General features: G+C 29.3%; 20 protein-coding genes and 3 pseudogenes. 16 read left to right on the top strand and 7 right to left on the bottom strand.

The window, feature by feature from the left end; genetic code table 11:
• Window positions 1-14 precede the first annotated feature (14 nt).
• Both D2A34_RS13435 and D2A34_RS13430 read right to left on the bottom strand, forming a co-directional pair.
• Window positions 15-458: a MarR family winged helix-turn-helix transcriptional regulator gene (locus D2A34_RS13435; RefSeq protein WP_119366950.1), complete on the bottom strand. Its 444-nt coding sequence runs from the start codon at window positions 456-458 to the stop codon at window positions 15-17.
• A gap of 204 nt (window positions 459-662) precedes the next feature.
• Window positions 663-1,844, bottom strand: a complete 1,182-nt coding sequence (locus D2A34_RS13430; RefSeq protein ID WP_119366949.1) for an MFS transporter — start codon at window positions 1,842-1,844, stop codon at window positions 663-665.
• Between the two features lie 113 nt (window positions 1,845-1,957).
• On the opposite strand from D2A34_RS13430, the gene D2A34_RS26745 reads away from it, so the two are divergent.
• Both D2A34_RS26745 and D2A34_RS13420 read left to right on the top strand, forming a co-directional pair.
• The gene (locus tag D2A34_RS26745; RefSeq protein WP_182629377.1) at window positions 1,958-2,305 is read left to right on the top strand and encodes a hypothetical protein; all 348 of its coding nucleotides are present in this window, start codon (window positions 1,958-1,960) and stop codon (window positions 2,303-2,305) included.
• A 233-nt stretch (window positions 2,306-2,538) separates the two neighbouring features.
• Window positions 2,539-3,012, top strand: coding sequence for a GyrI-like domain-containing protein (locus D2A34_RS13420; RefSeq protein ID WP_243128338.1), 474 nt, complete (start codon window positions 2,539-2,541; stop codon window positions 3,010-3,012).
• A 368-nt stretch (window positions 3,013-3,380) separates the two neighbouring features.
• Here D2A34_RS13420 and D2A34_RS13415 read toward each other — a convergent pair whose 3' ends face one another.
• Window positions 3,381-3,701, bottom strand: a complete 321-nt coding sequence (locus tag D2A34_RS13415; protein ID WP_119366948.1) for a hypothetical protein — start codon at window positions 3,699-3,701, stop codon at window positions 3,381-3,383.
• Between the two features lie 95 nt (window positions 3,702-3,796).
• Window positions 3,797-4,066 (bottom strand): annotated as a pseudogene (locus D2A34_RS26740) (IS1595 family transposase); the annotation flags it as partial.
• A 162-nt stretch (window positions 4,067-4,228) separates the two neighbouring features.
• On the opposite strand from D2A34_RS26740, the pseudogene D2A34_RS27570 reads away from it, so the two are divergent.
• Window positions 4,229-4,318: pseudogene (locus D2A34_RS27570) on the top strand (PhzF family phenazine biosynthesis isomerase); the annotation flags it as partial.
• Between the two features lie 236 nt (window positions 4,319-4,554).
• Here D2A34_RS27570 and D2A34_RS13405 read toward each other — a convergent pair.
• Together D2A34_RS13405 and D2A34_RS13400 are read right to left on the bottom strand one after the other, a co-directional pair.
• Entirely contained in the window at window positions 4,555-5,019 is a 465-nt protein-coding gene (locus D2A34_RS13405) for an ImmA/IrrE family metallo-endopeptidase (protein WP_119366946.1), read from the bottom strand.
• A gap of 33 nt (window positions 5,020-5,052) precedes the next feature.
• Window positions 5,053-5,499, bottom strand: coding sequence for a helix-turn-helix transcriptional regulator (locus D2A34_RS13400; RefSeq protein WP_079440626.1), 447 nt, complete (start codon window positions 5,497-5,499; stop codon window positions 5,053-5,055).
• Window positions 5,500-5,750: 251 nt separating this feature from the next.
• Here D2A34_RS13400 and D2A34_RS13395 point away from each other — a divergent pair, with 251 nt between their 5' ends.
• The 9 genes and pseudogenes from D2A34_RS13395 to D2A34_RS13355 form a co-directional block, all read left to right on the top strand.
• Entirely contained in the window at window positions 5,751-5,969 is a 219-nt protein-coding gene (locus D2A34_RS13395; RefSeq protein WP_119366945.1) for a helix-turn-helix transcriptional regulator, read from the top strand.
• A 53-nt stretch (window positions 5,970-6,022) separates the two neighbouring features.
• A complete protein-coding gene (locus D2A34_RS13390; protein WP_119366944.1) occupies window positions 6,023-6,817 on the top strand; it encodes a phage antirepressor in 795 nt (264 codons plus the stop codon).
• Between the two features lie 90 nt (window positions 6,818-6,907).
• On the top strand, window positions 6,908-7,093 hold the full coding sequence (locus tag D2A34_RS13385) for a hypothetical protein (protein WP_119366943.1): 186 nt from the start codon (window positions 6,908-6,910) through the stop codon (window positions 7,091-7,093).
• 160 nt (window positions 7,094-7,253) lie between these two features.
• Complete coding sequence (locus tag D2A34_RS13380) at window positions 7,254-7,520, top strand: AbrB/MazE/SpoVT family DNA-binding domain-containing protein (protein ID WP_119366942.1); 267 nt, start codon at window positions 7,254-7,256, stop codon at window positions 7,518-7,520.
• Window positions 7,510-9,483 (top strand): AAA family ATPase, encoded by a 1,974-nt coding sequence (locus D2A34_RS13375; RefSeq protein WP_119366941.1) that lies wholly within the window; start codon window positions 7,510-7,512, stop codon window positions 9,481-9,483. Before D2A34_RS13380 ends, D2A34_RS13375 begins: the two co-directional genes overlap by 11 nt.
• Window positions 9,483-10,346, top strand: a complete 864-nt coding sequence (locus D2A34_RS13370) for a RecT family recombinase (protein WP_119366940.1) — start codon at window positions 9,483-9,485, stop codon at window positions 10,344-10,346. The genes D2A34_RS13375 and D2A34_RS13370 overlap by 1 nt, the downstream gene beginning before the upstream one ends.
• Before the next feature lie 632 nt (window positions 10,347-10,978).
• A complete protein-coding gene (locus D2A34_RS13365) occupies window positions 10,979-11,746 on the top strand; it encodes a DnaD domain protein (protein ID WP_119366939.1) in 768 nt (255 codons plus the stop codon).
• A 61-nt stretch (window positions 11,747-11,807) separates the two neighbouring features.
• On the top strand, window positions 11,808-13,109 hold the full coding sequence (gene dnaB, locus D2A34_RS13360; protein ID WP_119366938.1) for a replicative DNA helicase: 1,302 nt from the start codon (window positions 11,808-11,810) through the stop codon (window positions 13,107-13,109).
• Window positions 13,110-13,524: 415 nt separating this feature from the next.
• Window positions 13,525-13,950 (top strand): annotated as a pseudogene (locus tag D2A34_RS13355) (CAP domain-containing protein); the annotation flags it as partial.
• Window positions 13,951-14,060: 110 nt separating this feature from the next.
• Here D2A34_RS13355 and D2A34_RS13350 read toward each other — a convergent pair.
• The gene (locus D2A34_RS13350; RefSeq protein WP_182629376.1) at window positions 14,061-14,492 is read right to left on the bottom strand and encodes a DUF3888 domain-containing protein; all 432 of its coding nucleotides are present in this window, start codon (window positions 14,490-14,492) and stop codon (window positions 14,061-14,063) included.
• 414 nt (window positions 14,493-14,906) lie between these two features.
• On the opposite strand from D2A34_RS13350, the gene D2A34_RS27440 reads away from it, so the two are divergent.
• From D2A34_RS27440 to D2A34_RS13340, 4 genes are all read left to right on the top strand, one after another.
• Complete coding sequence (locus D2A34_RS27440) at window positions 14,907-15,038, top strand: hypothetical protein (RefSeq protein WP_279221623.1); 132 nt, start codon at window positions 14,907-14,909, stop codon at window positions 15,036-15,038.
• 70 nt (window positions 15,039-15,108) lie between these two features.
• Window positions 15,109-15,273, top strand: a complete 165-nt coding sequence (locus tag D2A34_RS26735) for a GNAT family N-acetyltransferase (RefSeq protein ID WP_182629375.1) — start codon at window positions 15,109-15,111, stop codon at window positions 15,271-15,273.
• A gap of 190 nt (window positions 15,274-15,463) precedes the next feature.
• Window positions 15,464-16,108 (top strand): C39 family peptidase, encoded by a 645-nt coding sequence (locus D2A34_RS13345; RefSeq protein ID WP_119366936.1) that lies wholly within the window; start codon window positions 15,464-15,466, stop codon window positions 16,106-16,108.
• A 447-nt stretch (window positions 16,109-16,555) separates the two neighbouring features.
• The gene (locus tag D2A34_RS13340; protein ID WP_119366935.1) at window positions 16,556-17,701 is read left to right on the top strand and encodes a glycoside hydrolase family 113; all 1,146 of its coding nucleotides are present in this window, start codon (window positions 16,556-16,558) and stop codon (window positions 17,699-17,701) included.
• Window positions 17,702-18,115: the final 414 nt, after the last annotated feature.

The raw sequence follows: 18,115 nt of genomic DNA, 5'->3' as shown, positions 1-18,115 counted from the left end.
AAATAATCTATAAATTAATCAATATCAGAATTTATTTTATTTTTTTCTTCAGAAATGGTATGGAGGATTCTTTTTAGAATAATAACTGTTTGTTCTTCTTCTTCCTTTGATAAGTTTTTAGAAAAAATAGCAACTAATTCTAAAAATGTTGATTCTATTTTAGGAATGACTTTTTTTCCTTCCGCTGCTAAATATAATCTATAAATACGCTTATCACTTTCATCTTGAACTCTTTTTACATAATCATTTTCTATTAGATTTTTAACTGCTTTTGCAGTAGTTGATTTACCCACATACAGAAATTCACTTAATTCTTTCTGACTTATACCTTCATTTTTTGAAATCACATATAAAAAATCATGTTGACCGCTTCTAATATTTAAATCTATAAGCTTTGAATTTATTATACTCTGAGCATTTCTATAAATTGCTGCATTAAGTTTACTAATGTTCTCCATATTTACTTATCTCCTTTACATTAGTTTCCTATAAAGTGAAACTTTTCAGGTGGAGTTTTAACTCCAGCTTAATTTAGTTGAACTTATACCCTCAAGGGGCACCTTGTCCATGAGCGTGCAGCCGTTATCTCCCGCTTAAATAAAAGGGAGTGTTACGGATGCTAGCTATCGGATAAAACCATCTTAAATTATATAGATAAATAATTATAGTTTCAATGATTTACTTTGAAGTTTTCTTTTTCTACCAATAATAAAATAAAGAATAAAAGCTATAATAGCTGATCCACTTGCCCAAAGATACATTTGAGCATATCCAACGTTTGCTGAAACTACTCCTAAAATTACTGCACCTAATCCTACACCACAATCAAATGCAGTAAAAAATGTAGCATTGGCAGCACCTAAACGCGAAGGTGGAACCCCAGTCATTGCCATTGTCTGTAAACTAGATTGAGTTGCTCCAAAGCCTATTCCGTAAATAAATGCGGAGATTAAAAACATGCTGATATTTGAAGCCTCAGATAACAATGCCATTGATATAATCACACATATAAAACCTGGAATGATCGCATAGTCAAAACCTAATTTATCTATTATTTTACCGAATATTGGTCTAGATATGAATAAGGATATTGCATAGACTGTAAAGAAAACTCCAATGTTTTCTATGCCTTTTTGTGAAGCATAAAGAGGTAAGAAACTGGTTAATGCACCATAAGTTATTGTTATAAAAAATACTATAATAGAAGGATTTATAGATACTTTTTCATACAAGGAGGTCTTTGTTTTAGTTTGCTCTTTATTCTCAATTTTTTTGTATTCTAATTTAAAAGCAACAATGCCTCCAAGCACCGCTAGTAGGGTAGATACTAGAAATAGAATTTGAAAGTTATATTTTGATATTACAAATAGTCCAATCGTAGGAGCTACTGCCATAGCTAAACTACTTGTCAAACTAAAATATCCCATACCTTCTCCAAAACGATCCTTTGGTATATTATCAGAAGCAATTGTATTAGAAGCTGTACTTACTGCACCCCATCCAAAGCCATGGATAAAACGTAGTATAAGAATTGCACTAATAAATGGAACTAGTGAATAAGAAAATACAGATATAATAAATATAAATAATCCAACTAAAAACACCTTTTGTCGGCCTAATTTATCAAGAAGTAATCCTGAGATTGGTCTAATTATTACTGAAGATACTACAAATGCTCCAGTTACTAATCCAATGACAGAGTTTGTCCCTCCAAGTTTTTTTGCATAAATCGGAAGTGTAGGTAATAACATTTGAAATCCGAAAAATATTAATAAGTTTATGACGTTGATAATAACGAAATTTTTTGTCCAAAGAACGTTGTCTTTTTGTTTATCTTTTTCCATGAATGTTCTCTCCTTTATAATATTAGTTTCCTTTGCAACTAATATTAAAATACCACAAATTAGTTTCTTATGCAACTAATTTGATTGGCGAATTCGGTTAAATGAAATTTTAAATGTTAGAGGCAATTCAAAGAACAAAATATTCAGTTGCAATAATTGAGAAAGCAGGGATAAAAACGCAACAAGTTTCACTTGAAATTTTTAATTGGCTTGAGGATGTAGCATCAAACGATATTTTAGAGAACGGAGATAAATGGCTAGTGAAAATATCTTCAGCATTAATATTAGATGAAGTAACAAATTCAAATAATAATGATGGTGATCTGGGAACCCCACCAAATATAAGAGGAGGGGGCTATCATTTACAATTGGTTTATATCCCCCCTATTATTGGGGGATTTTTTATTGGATTGATTGACACCACACAGCTCTTTACTAGTTACAAAGTTTTCCCTAAATGAAATTTTGATAATACACAAATTACGAAATATGTTATAATTTATGCATAATAGTTAATTATGTATAAATCATAATTAGATGAAGGAATAAAGGTAATGGATAAAAATCATTTTGTATAAGTTACTGGGGTGGTTCAAAATGCATAAAGTTATTCAGATGATGGAAAATCCTTTGTATAAAACAAGAATTACGATTATGCTTTCTAAGAATCCAAATATTAAAAGGAGTGGTTGAAATGAACTACAGAATTGAGCAAAAAGATTCGTTTACTATTGTAGGTGTAAAGAAAAGGTTTTCGCATATTGAAGGTTTAGGTGAAAACATCGGAAGGATGTGGAGTGAGACCTCATCAGACACATTTGAGCAAATCGCTGGACTGGGGGACACTGAACCATATGGTTTATTAGGCGTATACAGTGGAATGTATGATGACAATACAACTGACTACTATATCGCCACCACAACGAAAAAAAGCTGTCCCGAAACATTGTGTGAACTTGAAATACCATCTCTTACATGGGCGATATTTGAAATAACCGGTCCTATGCCTACAGCTATGGCAGAAATTTGGGGAAGGATTTTTTCAGAATGGTTTCCTACATCTGGTTATAAGCATGCAGAAGCGCCAGAAGTGGAGTGGTACTCAAAAGGTGATTTGAGTGCAACTGACTACAAAAGCGAAATTTGGATACCAGTTATTAAAGAATAAAGTTCTATGCCTAATAAACATTTCCGGTACCAAGATTCATGCATAATATTCTCAACTTGTGTATCAACTCCAAAACACATCATTCTAAATGAATGATGTGTTTTTAAATTCAAAATTATTTGAATTTCAAGAAAGGAGGGCGGAGTATTTGACAAGACCAAGTAAAAGCGTTGCGGTAATGAGTAAGAATCTTATGAAAGTAATTTTAGAAATTCATTAAGTAGTGGGGTATGTATTTATCAATAAAATTTAGCTATATTAACAAATAGTGTTGATAATATAGCATATAATAATGGAACTCCTTTTCAAGAGTTCCATTATTTCACCATTGTAGAAAGATACGACTTAATCTAACCCTCAATTATATATTATTTATAGTATACATACCCCTTCAGTTTACTTTTTACTACTAATAAAAAATCCATCAGACCGAATACTATAGGCACTACCAAAATAAATAAATCATTAAGATTGAATATTATTATTAACATTCCAGATATCATACAACATATGGAACTTAATACCGAAAAATTCAACTGTAACCTCAAAAATTCATTTAATTTTATGATTGTCATTTCGTTTCTTCTACTAAATCTTCTGTTTTTATAATTAACTTTATCTCTAACTAAAACAGAATATATTAAATAAATTACCCCAGTTAAAACTGGTAGTATACCATTCCAGTTCATTTCACTCCACCTCTATCTAATTCATCATAATTTACAATTGTCCATTTGTTTAATTATATACTACATAACTGCAAATATTCAAATACTTAGTATAACTATATATAAATTTCCTCTCTAAATCTAAAATCCTTTAATTTAGTATCAGAATGACAAGCATGAGACTGTACCAATAGATTTTTACTTTTAACAGTATCTTTCTCTGTATTAAAGACTTCTAACCATTTAAACCAATACATATAATTAGCAAGATATTTAGTTGCAACACCATTAAAATTATCCATCCATTTTTTTAGTTTGCTATGAAATGCGTTAATGTGTTGTATATGATATATACCTTCTTTATGCTTACCACGCTTAATTTGTTCTAATAGCGTCTAAAATTTTGTGCCTCCAATAAAATGATGTAGGTATGCTAATTTCAACTATCTTTTCACATTTTCTTATTGATTAATTTTCAACATTATTTTTTAACAGAGCCTAAAATTTTAATTTTATTAGACAGACATAGACAATATTTATAAATTTAAATATGTTTTTTATATCAAGTTGATTCATTTACAAAAGAAAAGTTTACAGTAAATCCAGCAGGAGTAATATCAAATGCATATGGATTAACTATTCAGATGGCTTCCATAACAATATTAAAAAATACCTATGTTAGATTAAATCATTGATAGATACTCTAAAAACAGGTAGTCAGGTTTTAACTTAAGTTTAGACTACCTGTTAATACATAATGATTTAAAAATTTACTTACAAGCAATAAAATTCCATTATAATTTAATAAAAAAAATACTTAAATATTCTAGACTTAAATGTCAAATATAAAAGGATTACATAGTAGGGGAGCTGCTTAGTGGTTAGTTACTAATTTTGAGATATGCTTTAATCTCAATTTTAATAATTCTATAGGCACATGGAGCTGTGCGGCTATTTGTTCAATAGTCATATTTTCGAAATTATCGCCTTTTAATTCATCATCATCAATAGCTAAATTAGCTGAAAAAAAATCAGCTTCATTTTCCAGTTTGTTTTTAATGATAAAAGTATTTTTCTCTAAAAACAATATGTTAAGTTTGCTGTGGAAGAGAGCGTGTCCTAATTCGTGTGAACATGTGAAATATCTTGAAGATTCATCTAAATTTATATTAATGTGAATTATTTTATTACGAGGAGCAGCTTGATAAAACCCATTTATATTTTTACCAAGATTCTCATATAAAATTTTTATTCCAAGATATTCACAAAGTTCAAATGGATTTTTCGTGTGATATTTCTTCTTTAGCTGAGCGACCTTTTTATTGATAATTTTATTCAAATAAATACCCCCAATTATTGACCATTACCATTTTTATTTTTTGAATTTTTTCGGTGTAAATTTCTTTTTATTTACCTTTTTAGCATATTCAAGTCCATTTTGAATAGCTGCTTTAATTAATTCAAAGTCATCTTCGTCTATAAGTTCTCCTGAGAGCATTAGGCCTTCTTGCTTTTCTAACATTTCAAGAGTTTTATTTAAAGTTTTTTCTATATCTTTCTCATCTTTTTTAGTTAATTCTAGATCTAATCCATCAACAGTTGGAGATGCAACTATATCTGTTTTTCCTAAAAGATAATCAACGGATACGGAAAATAAATCACTTAACTTAGACAGCGTTTCAGCATCAGGGGTTCTATTTCCATTTTCCCAGTTAGAAACAGTTTGTTTACTGACATTCATTATTTTAGCTAATTCTGGTTGATTATATCCTAATAACAATCTTCTTTCTTTAATTCGTTCATTAAGAGTATTACTCATATTTCTCACTCCTATATTTAGGCACTTTCAAATAAATAATAAATCCATTGGACTTGTCAGTTATTTTCATGTGTCTTAACTTTCTTATGTAATTAATTATAAACATTTAGTTGACTTTATAAAACACGAGTAAACAAATTGAATATAATTTTAATAAGTTTATAAAAAAGCTGTTGACAGTAAACGAAAAGTTTACTATGATATTAATATGTTCGGTAAACAAAAAGTTTACTCAAGGGGGTGTTAATAGAATGGCAAATAAAACATTGAAAGCTTATAGAATGTTAAAAGGTATTAAGCAAGAAAAAATTGCAAAAATATTAGGAATTACATTAACAACTTATAGCAATAAAGAAACTGGAAAAACTAAATTTTCACTTGATGAATCTAAAAAGATATCTGATTACTTAAATGTGCCAATAGAACAGCTTTTTTTTGCTCATGAGGTAAACTTATTGAATACTATATGAGGTTATTTTGTCCAGTTCCTAAGAAAATATTCTAAGTGGTAGGAGGAGAAAGAGTGAAAAACTTACAGGTTATTAGAGAGCAACAGCTTTTAGGAAAAGACTTTAAAGTTTATGGCAGCGCAGAAAACCCATTATTTTTAGCTAAAGATGTAGCAGAATGGATTGATTATTCAAAAACAAGTGAAGGCTATTACAACGTTTCAAAAATGTTAATTTCTATTGATGATGACGAAAAAGTGACTATTACAAATAGTAATAGTGGTGGAAACAAGCTTTATTTAAAAGAAGATGGCTTATATGAAGTTTTAATGCAAAGCAGAAAAGTGATAGCTAAGAAATTCAAAAAGGAAGTTAAAGCAGTTCTTAGGCAGATAAGAATAACAGGAGGATATATTCCAGTAAATGAGAATATGAGTGATTTTGAAATAATGGCAAGAGCACTACAAATATCTCAAAACACTATATTAAAAAAAGATGAAATTATAATAGCTAAAGATGTTGAGTTAGAGGATAAAAGCAAATTTATTAATCAAATTGCCATTTCTGAAAATAGTTTATTGGTCAGAGAAGTTGCAAAGATAGCATGTAAGCAAGGAATAATTATTGGAGAAAAAAGATTATGGCAAAAGCTTAGAGATTGGAAAATGATCTTTAAAAATACAACAGAACCTAAGCAGGAATTTATAGATAAAGGACACTTTGAAATTGTTGAAGGCTGCAGGACGTCTAAAGAAAAAACTTTTACTTATCATACTACAAAAGTAACTGGAAAAGGACAAGTATATATTATTAAGAAACTGCTAGAAGAGAGTTTACTGAAAGAAACAGCTTGTACTAAGGCACGATAAAAATATAACAAGTCCATCTGCCTAAATAATTTGTATCAAATTTATTTACAAATGAATACAATACTATGAATTTCTATGTAGGTGATTAATATGAAAAGAAATAGAGAAATTATAGTAGAAGTTAAAGGAATTATAACCGATGAAATGAGAAGAGAATATCATCATATTTTAGCAGATGCAATAGTAGCTAAGTATGGTGTAGAGATAGCAAAACAAATTTTAGAGAAATTGAAGAATGTGAATCTTGAGTTGTGTGGTGACTTACCGAAATTATAAATCAAATTCGTAAATTTGATATCTATATTCAGGAAATCAAATATTAGACTAAAAAAGAAAAATTAATAAAACATATTAATGAAGAGTTTGAGAAACTTAGAGAAAATGTAAGAAATAGAAATTTACATGATTATAAATTTAAAAAAAGGGGAATGAAAGAATGAAAGTAACTGGAGTGACAAGACCAATTGATACATTAGGGAGGGTGGTTATACCAAAAGAATTAAGAAGACAACTTAACTGGAATGAAGAGGATAGAGTTGAATTTTTTGTGGAGAATGATTCAGTAACAATTAAGAAATATTCCTCAGGATGCAGTTGCTGTAAAAGGGTAAAAAGCGATTTAAAGGAAGTAGATGGAATTATACTTTGTAAAAACTGCATAGGTAAATTTAAAAGTTTATTGGAGGATGAAAATGAAAATTAAACTTGAAAAATTGATTCTAAAAAATTTCAAGGGAATTAAGGAATTAACAATAAATTTTGCAGCCTTAACAACAATATTAGGAGAAAATGGAACAGGAAAATCAACTGTATTTGATGCTTTCATGTGGACATTATTTGGAAAGGATTCACATGGCAGAAGCGATTTTGAAATACAGACATTAGATCCTGACAATAATGTAATTCATGGCTTAGAACATTCAGTAAGGTTAGTTTTAAATATAGATGGAACTCACAAAACATTGAAAAGAACTTTAAAAGAACGTTGGGTTAAACCTAATGGAAAGGCTGAAAAGGAGTTTAAGGGCTGTACAACTGATTTTGATGTGGATGAAATTCCAGTTAAACAAAAAGAATATCAGGCAATTATTAATGGAATAATAGATGAAAACTTATTTAAGATGATTACAAGTCCCTTATATTTTCCTAACATGAATTGGCAAAAGCAAAGGGAAATTCTTTTAGATATTATAGGTGACATAACTGACGAAAAGGTAATCAACTATAATTCAAAGCTTAAGGTGCTATTACCATTACTTACAGATGGCGTTGATAACTTTAATAAAAGAGTTAAAGCAAGTCTTGCAAAGCTTAAGGAAGAAGTTAGGTCTATTCCAGCTAGGATTGATGAATGTAATAACAATATAAAAGTAATTGATGCAGCTGCACTTAAGCTTAGAAAAGAAGTTATTTTGGGTTATATAAATTCTCTTGATGAACAAATTGCAGATAGCAGCAAGGCTAGTGAAGAAAAATTAAAATTGCAGGAAGAATTATTCAAACTAACAGACGAGCTTAGTGAGAAAAGAAATAGGGCACATTTAGAGTCAGTTAAACCATTAAATGATATTCAAAATAAAATCAATGAAACTAGGAATAAAATTCAAGATGCTGCTTTTAATATAAAAAACTTTGAAAGTAAAAGAGAAAGAATCTTTAATTATATAGAATCAGCAAAAGAAGAATTAGAAAAACTAAAGTCAGAAAAACAAACTTTACTTAATAAATACCACCTTGAGTATGACAGGATATTTGAATTTGATACTGAACTAGTTTCTTGTCCTCATTGCGGCAGGGAATATGATGTAGATAAAATTCAAGAAATTAAAGCTGATGCATTATTTAAATTTAATAAATCAAAAGAAAATGTTTTAGCAGTAATCACAACTAAAGGTAAAAAAGCAGCTGCAGACATAATAGAATTTACGGAAAAAATTAAGAATAATGAAAATGATGCAGAATCACTACGTCTAAAAGTAATTGAATTAGAAGCTCAAAAATCTAATCTTGATACAGATCTAGAAAAACTTGAGAAGGAAAAAGAGCTATTAACACATCCCCAAATAATAAAATTTGAAGGCGAAGAAGAATTGCAAACTCAAATTAATGCAATACGGGCTGAAATGGACAAGTTTAAACTTAATGACAATAGTGAACATAAAGTAAAAAAGAAAACTTTCCAAGATGAATTAGAAGAAATAAATATTACCTTAGGTAAGAAAGATGTTAATGAAGATTTGAAAAAAAGAATGGAAGCACTTAATCAAGAAGAGAAGAAGCTGCAAATTAAAATTGCAGAACTTGAAGGCAAGCTTTATCTTAGCGAAGAGTTTATAAGAACAAAAGTTGAGCTGCTAGAAGATAGTATCAATAAGAAATTCAAAGGTGCAGTAACATTTAAATTATTTGAAAACCAAATAAATGGAGGACTAAGTGAAACCTGTGAAGCTCTTATAAATGGAGTTCCATTTAGTGATGCAAATACTGCAAGTAAAATGAATGCTGGACTCAGTATATTAAACACTTTATGTGAACACTACGGAGTTTATGCACCAGTCTTTATTGATAATGCAGAATCCATAAATCAAATAATTCATACAGACAGTCAATTAATTAGATTAGTAGTTAGTTTAAATGAAGAATTGAAAGTTGAGGTGGCTTCATAATGGAAAATAACAATGCAGCGTCAGTTCAGGAAAAAAATATTACAGAAAAGGTGTTAAGCAGAATTGAAGCATTAGAAGGGGCAGGAGATATAACAATGTCACCTAATTATAATTATTCAAATGTTCTTAAAAGTGCCTACTCAATTTTAAGTGAAACATTAGACAAAGAAAAGAAACCATTATTACAAAGCTGCAGTCAAACAAGCATTATAAATACATTATTGGACATGATAATTCAAGGCCTAAGCCCAGCTAAAAAGCAATGTTGCTTCATAGAATTTGATGGAAAACTTCAACTTACGAAATCATATTTAGGAAATATAGCAGCAACAAAGAGATTAAAAGGCGTTAGAAATGTATTTGCAAATGTATTATACGAAGGAGATGAATTTTCATATGAACTAAACTTAGAAACTGGACTTAAAGAGATAAAGAGGCATGAGCAAAAGTTTGAAAATATTGATACTAACAAAATCAAAGGTGCCTATGCAGTTGTAGTAAAGGAAGATAATTTAAATTACGTTGAAATAATGAATATTAATCAAATTAAAAGTTCATGGAATCAAGGTGAGTCAGAAGGGCAAAGTGGTGCTCACAAAAATTTTGCACATGAAATGGCTAAAGAAACAGTGATAAATAAGGCATGCAAGAATTTCGTGTGTACTAGTGATGATAGTGACTTATTAATAGAGTCAATAACCCGCACCAATGAATATACTCATGAAGATATTATTGAATCAACACTGGATGAAGTTAAAGAAGAAATCAATAATAACTCCAATCAAGAAATTACTGATCTTTCAGTGGAAGAAGTTAATAACGGAGCAGATAAACATGTAGAAATAGTGGACGAGCCATTCTGATAAATCTATACTTATGCGTATACCTCACCGAAATAAGTAATATACTTTTGTTACAGTTTTTGGGCAATCCTGATTGGTGGTTCTAAGGCTATAAAGTTGCACTCAAAGTGCTAGCCTCAAATAACAAACGCTCACAGAGAAGGTTCATATACCCAAATGTAAAATTTGGATATTCACTTTTCGATTCTCACTTTTTGAACAAGTACATTTGGAACAATTTATAGCCAAAGAATCACATCCATCAAAATTGCCAATGAAATATTCTGCAAAAGTATATCACTCATTTCTGGTTGTCAGATATTACATAGTTTAAGTTGTTATCTATATAGGTAAACGAATCTTGAACTAGATTTATACTTTGAGATGTACTCTACACCAGAAAGAACTGGTACTCTTTTGTGCAGTGTTTCATTGAGAATTGGGCTGTAGGTATTTCTTCAGCAGAAGTTGTTGCATTTACTGCTTGTCACATTGAATTATGGGGAGCATGCAGAAATGGGTACAACTTCTGCTGGTAGAAATCCACAGCTGAATTCTCTAGAAACCGAAACAATAGAGTACCAGTTCTTTCGGTAAGTTACCACATAACTCTAAATACACATCTTTACAAATATTCAGCAAGGAGTGAAATTATGGCAGATAAACGTATGTTTTCTAAGACGATAATTGATAGTGATGCATTTTTAGATATGCCTTTATCAACGCAGACTTTATATTTTCATTTATCAATGAGAGCAGATGATGATGGTTTTATAAATAATCCAAGGAAAATACAACGAATGATAGGGTGCGGTGAGGATGATTTAAAGCTACTAATAGCTAAAAAATTTGTGATTATTTTTGAGAGTGGCGTAATTGTTATAAAGCATTGGCGAATTCACAACTATATTCAAAAGGACAGATATAAGGAAACTGTTTATAGAGAAGAAAAATCTATGTTGTCATTAAAAGAAAATAAAGCTTATACACTGGGGAAAATTAATGGTTCAGAAAGTTGTATTCAATCTGTATACAAAACGGATACTCAGATAAGATTAGATGAGATTAGTATAGATAAGAGTAATTTAGAGAGAGATAAGAGCAGTTTAGTTAAGGATAATATAAAAAGCCTGCCAATAGTTGTCCATTCTAACAATGAAGTTTTTAAACATTTTGAAAAATGTGGATTTACCATGTCGCCTAAGTTTATGGAATTTATAGCAGCAGATATTAAAGTATATTCAGCTAAATGGCTGATAGATGCAGCCACAGAATCCATGAAAAGAGGTAAGATAAATTATCAATATTTATTGGCTATATTGCAAAACTGGAAAGCAGATGGAAGAGATAAGAAAGCAGCAGTGCAAAGAGCCAATGCTGGTGCTTATAAAGATTTTGGAGACAGTGTCTTAGACAATTAAGATGAATGGAAGTTAATTAAAGCTAACTATCCAATTAAATATATGAGGTAGGAGGGGTAGCATGAACTTAGATAATATACAAACACTCCCAAATAATATTAGGTGTGAACAGGAGATATTAAGCGGGATATTCTATAACAATAAAATATTAGCGGAAATAATTAATGAAGTTAAAGTAGAAGATTTTTATCAAGCATCACATCAAATTATTTATGCTGCTATATGTAAGCTATTTGCCGAAGGGAAGGATATTGATATTACACTTTTAGTAAATGAGATAGGCAAAAATAATCTTGAAAGGGCTGGTGGAATAACCTATATAACTGATATAGCTATAGGTGGACTGCCAATAAAAGCAAAAGAATATATAAAGATTTTAAAGGACAAGTCCTATAGAAGAAAAGCTATTAAAGAATTATCAAAAACTATAAAGTGTATGTATGATGAAAATTCTACACCTGCTGATGCTATAAGCAAAATGTCAGAAAATTTAGCAAATGACATAAAAAATAAAAGTTCGATATTCAGTGATAGTGATCTAATGGTAAAGACATTAACAGAAATAGAAAATAGGTATAAAAAGGGCGGAGAAATACCAGGGATGCAAACTGGATTTACTACTTTTGATAAGAGAACTGGAGGATTGCAAAAAGGAGAATTAGTCATAATAGCTGGCAGGCCATCTATGGGAAAAACATTAGCCGCATTAAATATAATGGATGGACTAGGTAAGAATGGGTACACTGTGTATTTATCAGAATTAGAAATGACAGAGGAATCTCTTGGAATAAGAAGGTTGTCTTACAATGCAAATATTGAAGCTGAAAAATTAAGATTTGGGAAATTAAGCGATAATGATTTTTTAAAAATTACAATGATGTCTAATGAATTAGCAAAGAGAAATAAAGTATTCACAGATTGTAGTTCAAACCAAGGACTGCTTCAAATTAAGGCAAAAGCAAAAGCCATAAAGCAAGCTCATGGATTAGATGTAATAATAATAGACCATTTAACTTTAATGAACATTCCAGAAAGAGGGACTAGAGATTTGGCAATAGGAGAAGTTACAAAGGGGCTTAAAGCTTTAGCAAAAGAATTAGATGTGAATGTTATCCTCTTATGTCAATTATCAAGAGCTGTAGAACAAAGAAGTGATAAAAGGCCTATGCTTTCAGATTTGAGAGAATCTGGAAATATTGAACAAGATGCAGATTTAGTGATGTTTATGTATAGAGATGATTATTATCGGCCAGAATCCGAAGATAAAGGAATAATTGAATGGATCATAAGCAAGCAGCGTAATGGAAGAACTGGAACTTTAAAGTTTGCGTATGTAGATAGATATCAGAAGATAGGGGACTAGGCCTTACAGTGTAATGGTTTAAGTTATATCATAACGTATAACGGATTATACGAAAACATAATCAAGGGTTATAGAGTTAATATTGTTTAAAGGGATTAATCAGAAGAATGTTATGTTGAATAATGTCGAAAAGATGTTATTATAGAGACATGACCTCACTCGAAAACAACAAACTTTAAAAACAATTATTAATTAAATGATTATTGTTTATATGAAAAATTAAGAGGTCAAATAAAAGATAGTTAAAAGGAGAGAAAAACTAATGAGAAAGAATTTATGTAAAAAGATGGTAACGGCAGTTATTGCAGCTACAACTATGGCAAGTTTCTCATCATTAGGAGTATCAGCAGCAACAGTTAGCCCGTACACAACTACAACAACAGCTAGTACATCTAAAGCTGTAACTACAATCAGTGTAACAGGATTACCGAAGTTACCGACAAAATATCCAATAAGTGTACAAGCTAGTGCTGAACAAAAAATCCTTGAATTAATGAATGCTAAGAGAACTGCAGCTGGTTTAAAACCATTAACTATGGATAATACATTATTACAAGTGGCTAGATATAAGAGTGATGATATGATACAATACAACTTCTTCAGCCATACAAATCCAGACGGAACAAAGTGGGTAAACTGGTTACAGACAATAGGATATAAATACACATCAACAGGAGAAAATATTGCATATAATACATATGATGCGGTTGAATTATTCAATCAATGGTGGAATTCACCAGGTCATAGAGCGAATATGATGAACTCTTCATATAATAAAGTTGGTATAGGTGTTATTCAAGGAAATGGGAAAATCATGGGTACACAAACGTTCTCAAATTAATAATGATGAATATAATTAGATAGATAGTAATTTAAACTTATAACCTTTTCTCACTAAAACTTAAAGCAGTAGAAGGAAAAATCCATCTACTGCTTTAAGTTTTTATAAGATTATTTTAAATTAGGTGGAATCGGAAAACTTTTAATATGCTTAAATTCTTCAACCTGAGTTTCACTTGGACTTATTCTTATTGTAATATCATCAATTCCTATAGTATTGTGTGCTCCAACAAAAGGTCTGATTTGAAGTTTTATTATGAATTCGAATGAACGATAACTTGGTCTTTCTATTTTTAAAAATTTTATACCAAATAAATCATATAGAAGTGGTTGACCATAATGAGTTTCTACTTCACGACTAATATAAGGGACTATCAATGTAACTATTATATCTTTATATAGTTCTTCTATAGAGCCTTCTTTTGGAGTGTATTCATAAGGTATGCCTTGTTTAGCATTATTATTTTGTTCGGCAATAACTTCTTGAGGAGTACAATATACAAAACACATTATTAAATAGCAGATAAATAATACTTTTTTCATTATTATCACCTTCCAGCAGCTATTTTTATTAGTATGCCACATTATATTTTTCAGATACATAATATATAGAAATTGTATAATACTCTATAACACATTATTCAAATTGAGTGATGTGTTTTTTTATATCCTAAATAAAATTTTAAAAGAATTCTATTTGCTTAAATATGTTATAATTTGATGTATATGGGAAAATGTACTGGTGATAATTGAAAGGAAAGTTGTTGCTCATAAAAAGAGATTAAGTCTTTTATTTTGTATAATAGGGAGTTTAGTTCTGTTGAACTAATTTGTAAGATATTTTTTAATATTGAAATAACCAGCATGAAATATGTTAATAGATTTGTAAATCGAATAATCTGGTATTACAAACTTATTCTAAACTGAAAAGATTTAATTAAAGTGAAGGTGAAGTTAATGAATAGTTTCTATGAAAAATATATTTTAGGTAATTGGAAATATGAAGATGGGAAAGGTGTTCTAAGGGTTGAAAAGATAGGTGAAACATACAAGTGCGAGTGGAAGATAGATAAAGAAAATGAGCCATAACTTTCTTGAAAAATGTAGTGATTTAGGCTTAGGGTTACTGAATCAAATATAAGGATTATGAGAGATTTTTTTGAGTAGTGGTTTAGATTTTGCACGAAATAAACTACTAGCAAAAGAATTTCGTTTGACAGTAGCAAGTTTTAATCAACGTGCAATAAAAATATATCAACGTCTGGGTTTCAAAAAAGTTAATTATTTTGAAAGAATATCAGAGTTTGGAAAAGCTGCATTTTAGGTTATGATTCTATATTAAGAAAGAGTAATTTAAGACACCATGTGTAGATTTGACGCAGTAAATAAAAAATATGTTCTTTGAAAACAAAATAGTTCGATATTTACAAATGTGCTATAATTAACCAAAGGATGAATTGTACTTTGTAAAACAACATAATAAATACTTTTATGTGATACTTGGGAGGTTTGGTATGAGTGTTAATATTGAAATTCTTAATTTCCTGAAATATGTTATTAGAACCATATTTTCCATTATAGTAATTGATGCATTAATTATGTCTGTTCCGATACTACAGTTAAAAAAGAGAAAGGAAATTCCACTAAAGTTCAGCATTAATATGAAAAACAGGATTGATTTTCAACATGGAAATAAATGTGCTGCTTTTGCCACTGCATATGTTTTAAGACATTTTAACATTAATTCTGATGGCAATACATTGTATCAACATTTTCCCTGTAAAGTTCCATCAGGTGGTGTCACACCACTTGGAATTCGAATTGTTTTAAGAAAGCATAATTTAAAAACTAAATATAAAAAAGGTAGTATATATAATTTAAAAGAAGATTTAAATAATGGAGCGCCAGTAATTGTATTTATTCATTCAAGTCCTAATTCAAAAGGAAGTCATTATGTTCCTGTAACAGGATATGATGAAGATGGATTTTATATGGCAGAATCTATTGAAAAATTAAGTAATATTACCAATGAAAAAGGGATATGTAACCGTAAAGTAAATTATAAGGATTTTAAAATAATGTGGAATATAAAGAATATATATATGCCACTATACAGTAACACTTATATTGTAGTTAGTCCTAAAAAAGATAAAAGTTAAGTATATGTTACTAATAATCGAGTGATACCCGATAAATTCAAAATTTGTAGAGTTACCTTACATGTTATTATATCTGAAAATTTAATAATAAGTTAGGATATCGCAGTATTTATAATGAGAATAGATTTGCGGTATTTTTTATGCTCAAAATACTACGCAATACTAATTAGGGGCGAATAAAAAAAGATTTTAATTTATATTCCCCCCGTCTATGTAAAACTTAATAGAAAGGGTTATTTCAGACCACATTTCCTCATTCGTACACGAAAAATTCCCTAAATGAATTTTTGCAAATAGAGAATATGTAGACATGATGTAGTAAATTATTAAAATGGTCTTTGAAAATTGATATGCGATATTTAAAATTATGCTATAATAACAATGTGTTTGAAAAAATTACCATATGGGATTTGTAGAGATATAGAACAAAGGGGGAAAAATAAATAAATGACTTATAAGAATAATTGTAAAATAATTCGTAAACTGAGAAACATAGCCTTAGTAGCAGCTACTTTCACTAGCCTATTTCTTGTTTCAAATAGTGTACAGGCTGCAATGCTTACTAATGATCAAACATTAAATTCAATAGGATGGACAGTTGATGGAAAGAAGGTTAAATCAGGTAGTTTATCAACAGACTATACCATTCAACAAGTATTAATTGATGTAGATAAATTTAAATTAAATACATTAAATATACCTGTAATGGTGAATATAAATGATACTAATTCAAGCAGTATGTTAGTTGATAAAACAAGTGAAAGTAAAGCAATAGAGTTAATTACACAAATAAAAAATTCAAATAAAAATATAAACATAATATTAGAGCCATATCCTTGGATAGCAAATGGAATGAAAGCTGAAACTGAATGGAGCCCTGGCAATATGGACTTCTTTTTTCAAACTTGGAAGACAAATGTACTAAAAACATTAATAGATGATATTGCAGTACCATATAATGTAACCGCATTAAACATAGGAAGTAATTTTGTTAATATGGAATCTAGAGAAAATGATTGGTGCGATATTGTAGATTATGTAAGAGAACATTATAAAGGATTAGTGACATATAGAACTAATAAATGGGATACTGCTTCATGGGCACCAGATAGTATTACTGCATATAATAATAAGTTAAATAATAAATTATTTTCAAAAGTAGATTTTATTTCTATAGCAGCTTATTTTGAGCTTACTGATAATGCCACAAATACAGTTGAAAATCTTTCAAAATCAATAGAAAATTCACAAATATCAATTAGTGGAAATGTTAGACATCAAAATATAAAACAAGAAATAAAAAATTTTTATGATAAATGGAATAAACCTATTTTCTTTGGAGAACTTGGTTTCCCTAAGTTTAATTATGCATCACATGAACCATGGAACTGGAATCCATACAATAACAATAATTCTATTACTGGTGTTGAGCAAGCTAATTGTTTTGAAGCCTATAGAAGAGAGTTCGAAAACGAACCTTGGTTTTTAGGATTTTCTATTTTTGCAATAGGCGAACAAAGTAATGATAAGCATTATTATCCAAGTCAACAAAGTACAGTAGTTATAAGAAATTGGTATAGTAATGAACGGTAAAATTGGTTGTATTTATAAAAATAAATAATATATAGAGAAATTATTATATAAAGTTACGTGTATGATATTTTTTTAAATGTTACCGAGGAGATTTAGTGAATAATAAATTTAAAGAAACAGAAGAATCATTTTTAAATCATAAATCAAATAAATCATATTTAGAGATATTTAAAAATGAGGTTAAAGCAGTAGGAGCAGTAGATTATTCAATATAAGAAGTAAGAAGATTTGAATTAAATCGAAGTTATTTCGAAAAGTGTAGATTTGACGTAGTAAATTAGAGCAAGTTCTATGAAAATTGAAGAATGTGACAGTTACAATCTATGTTATAATAAATCTATAATGGTAAGATATTGTTCATCAGTTTTTTTGTAATTTGGATACTATAATATCATACATAAATTTGAAAATATA

The organism is Clostridium chromiireducens (genome assembly GCF_003575225.1).
Lineage (GTDB): Bacteria > Bacillota > Clostridia > Clostridiales > Clostridiaceae > Clostridium > Clostridium chromiireducens.
This window is presented reverse-complemented; position numbering and strand designations above follow the sequence as displayed.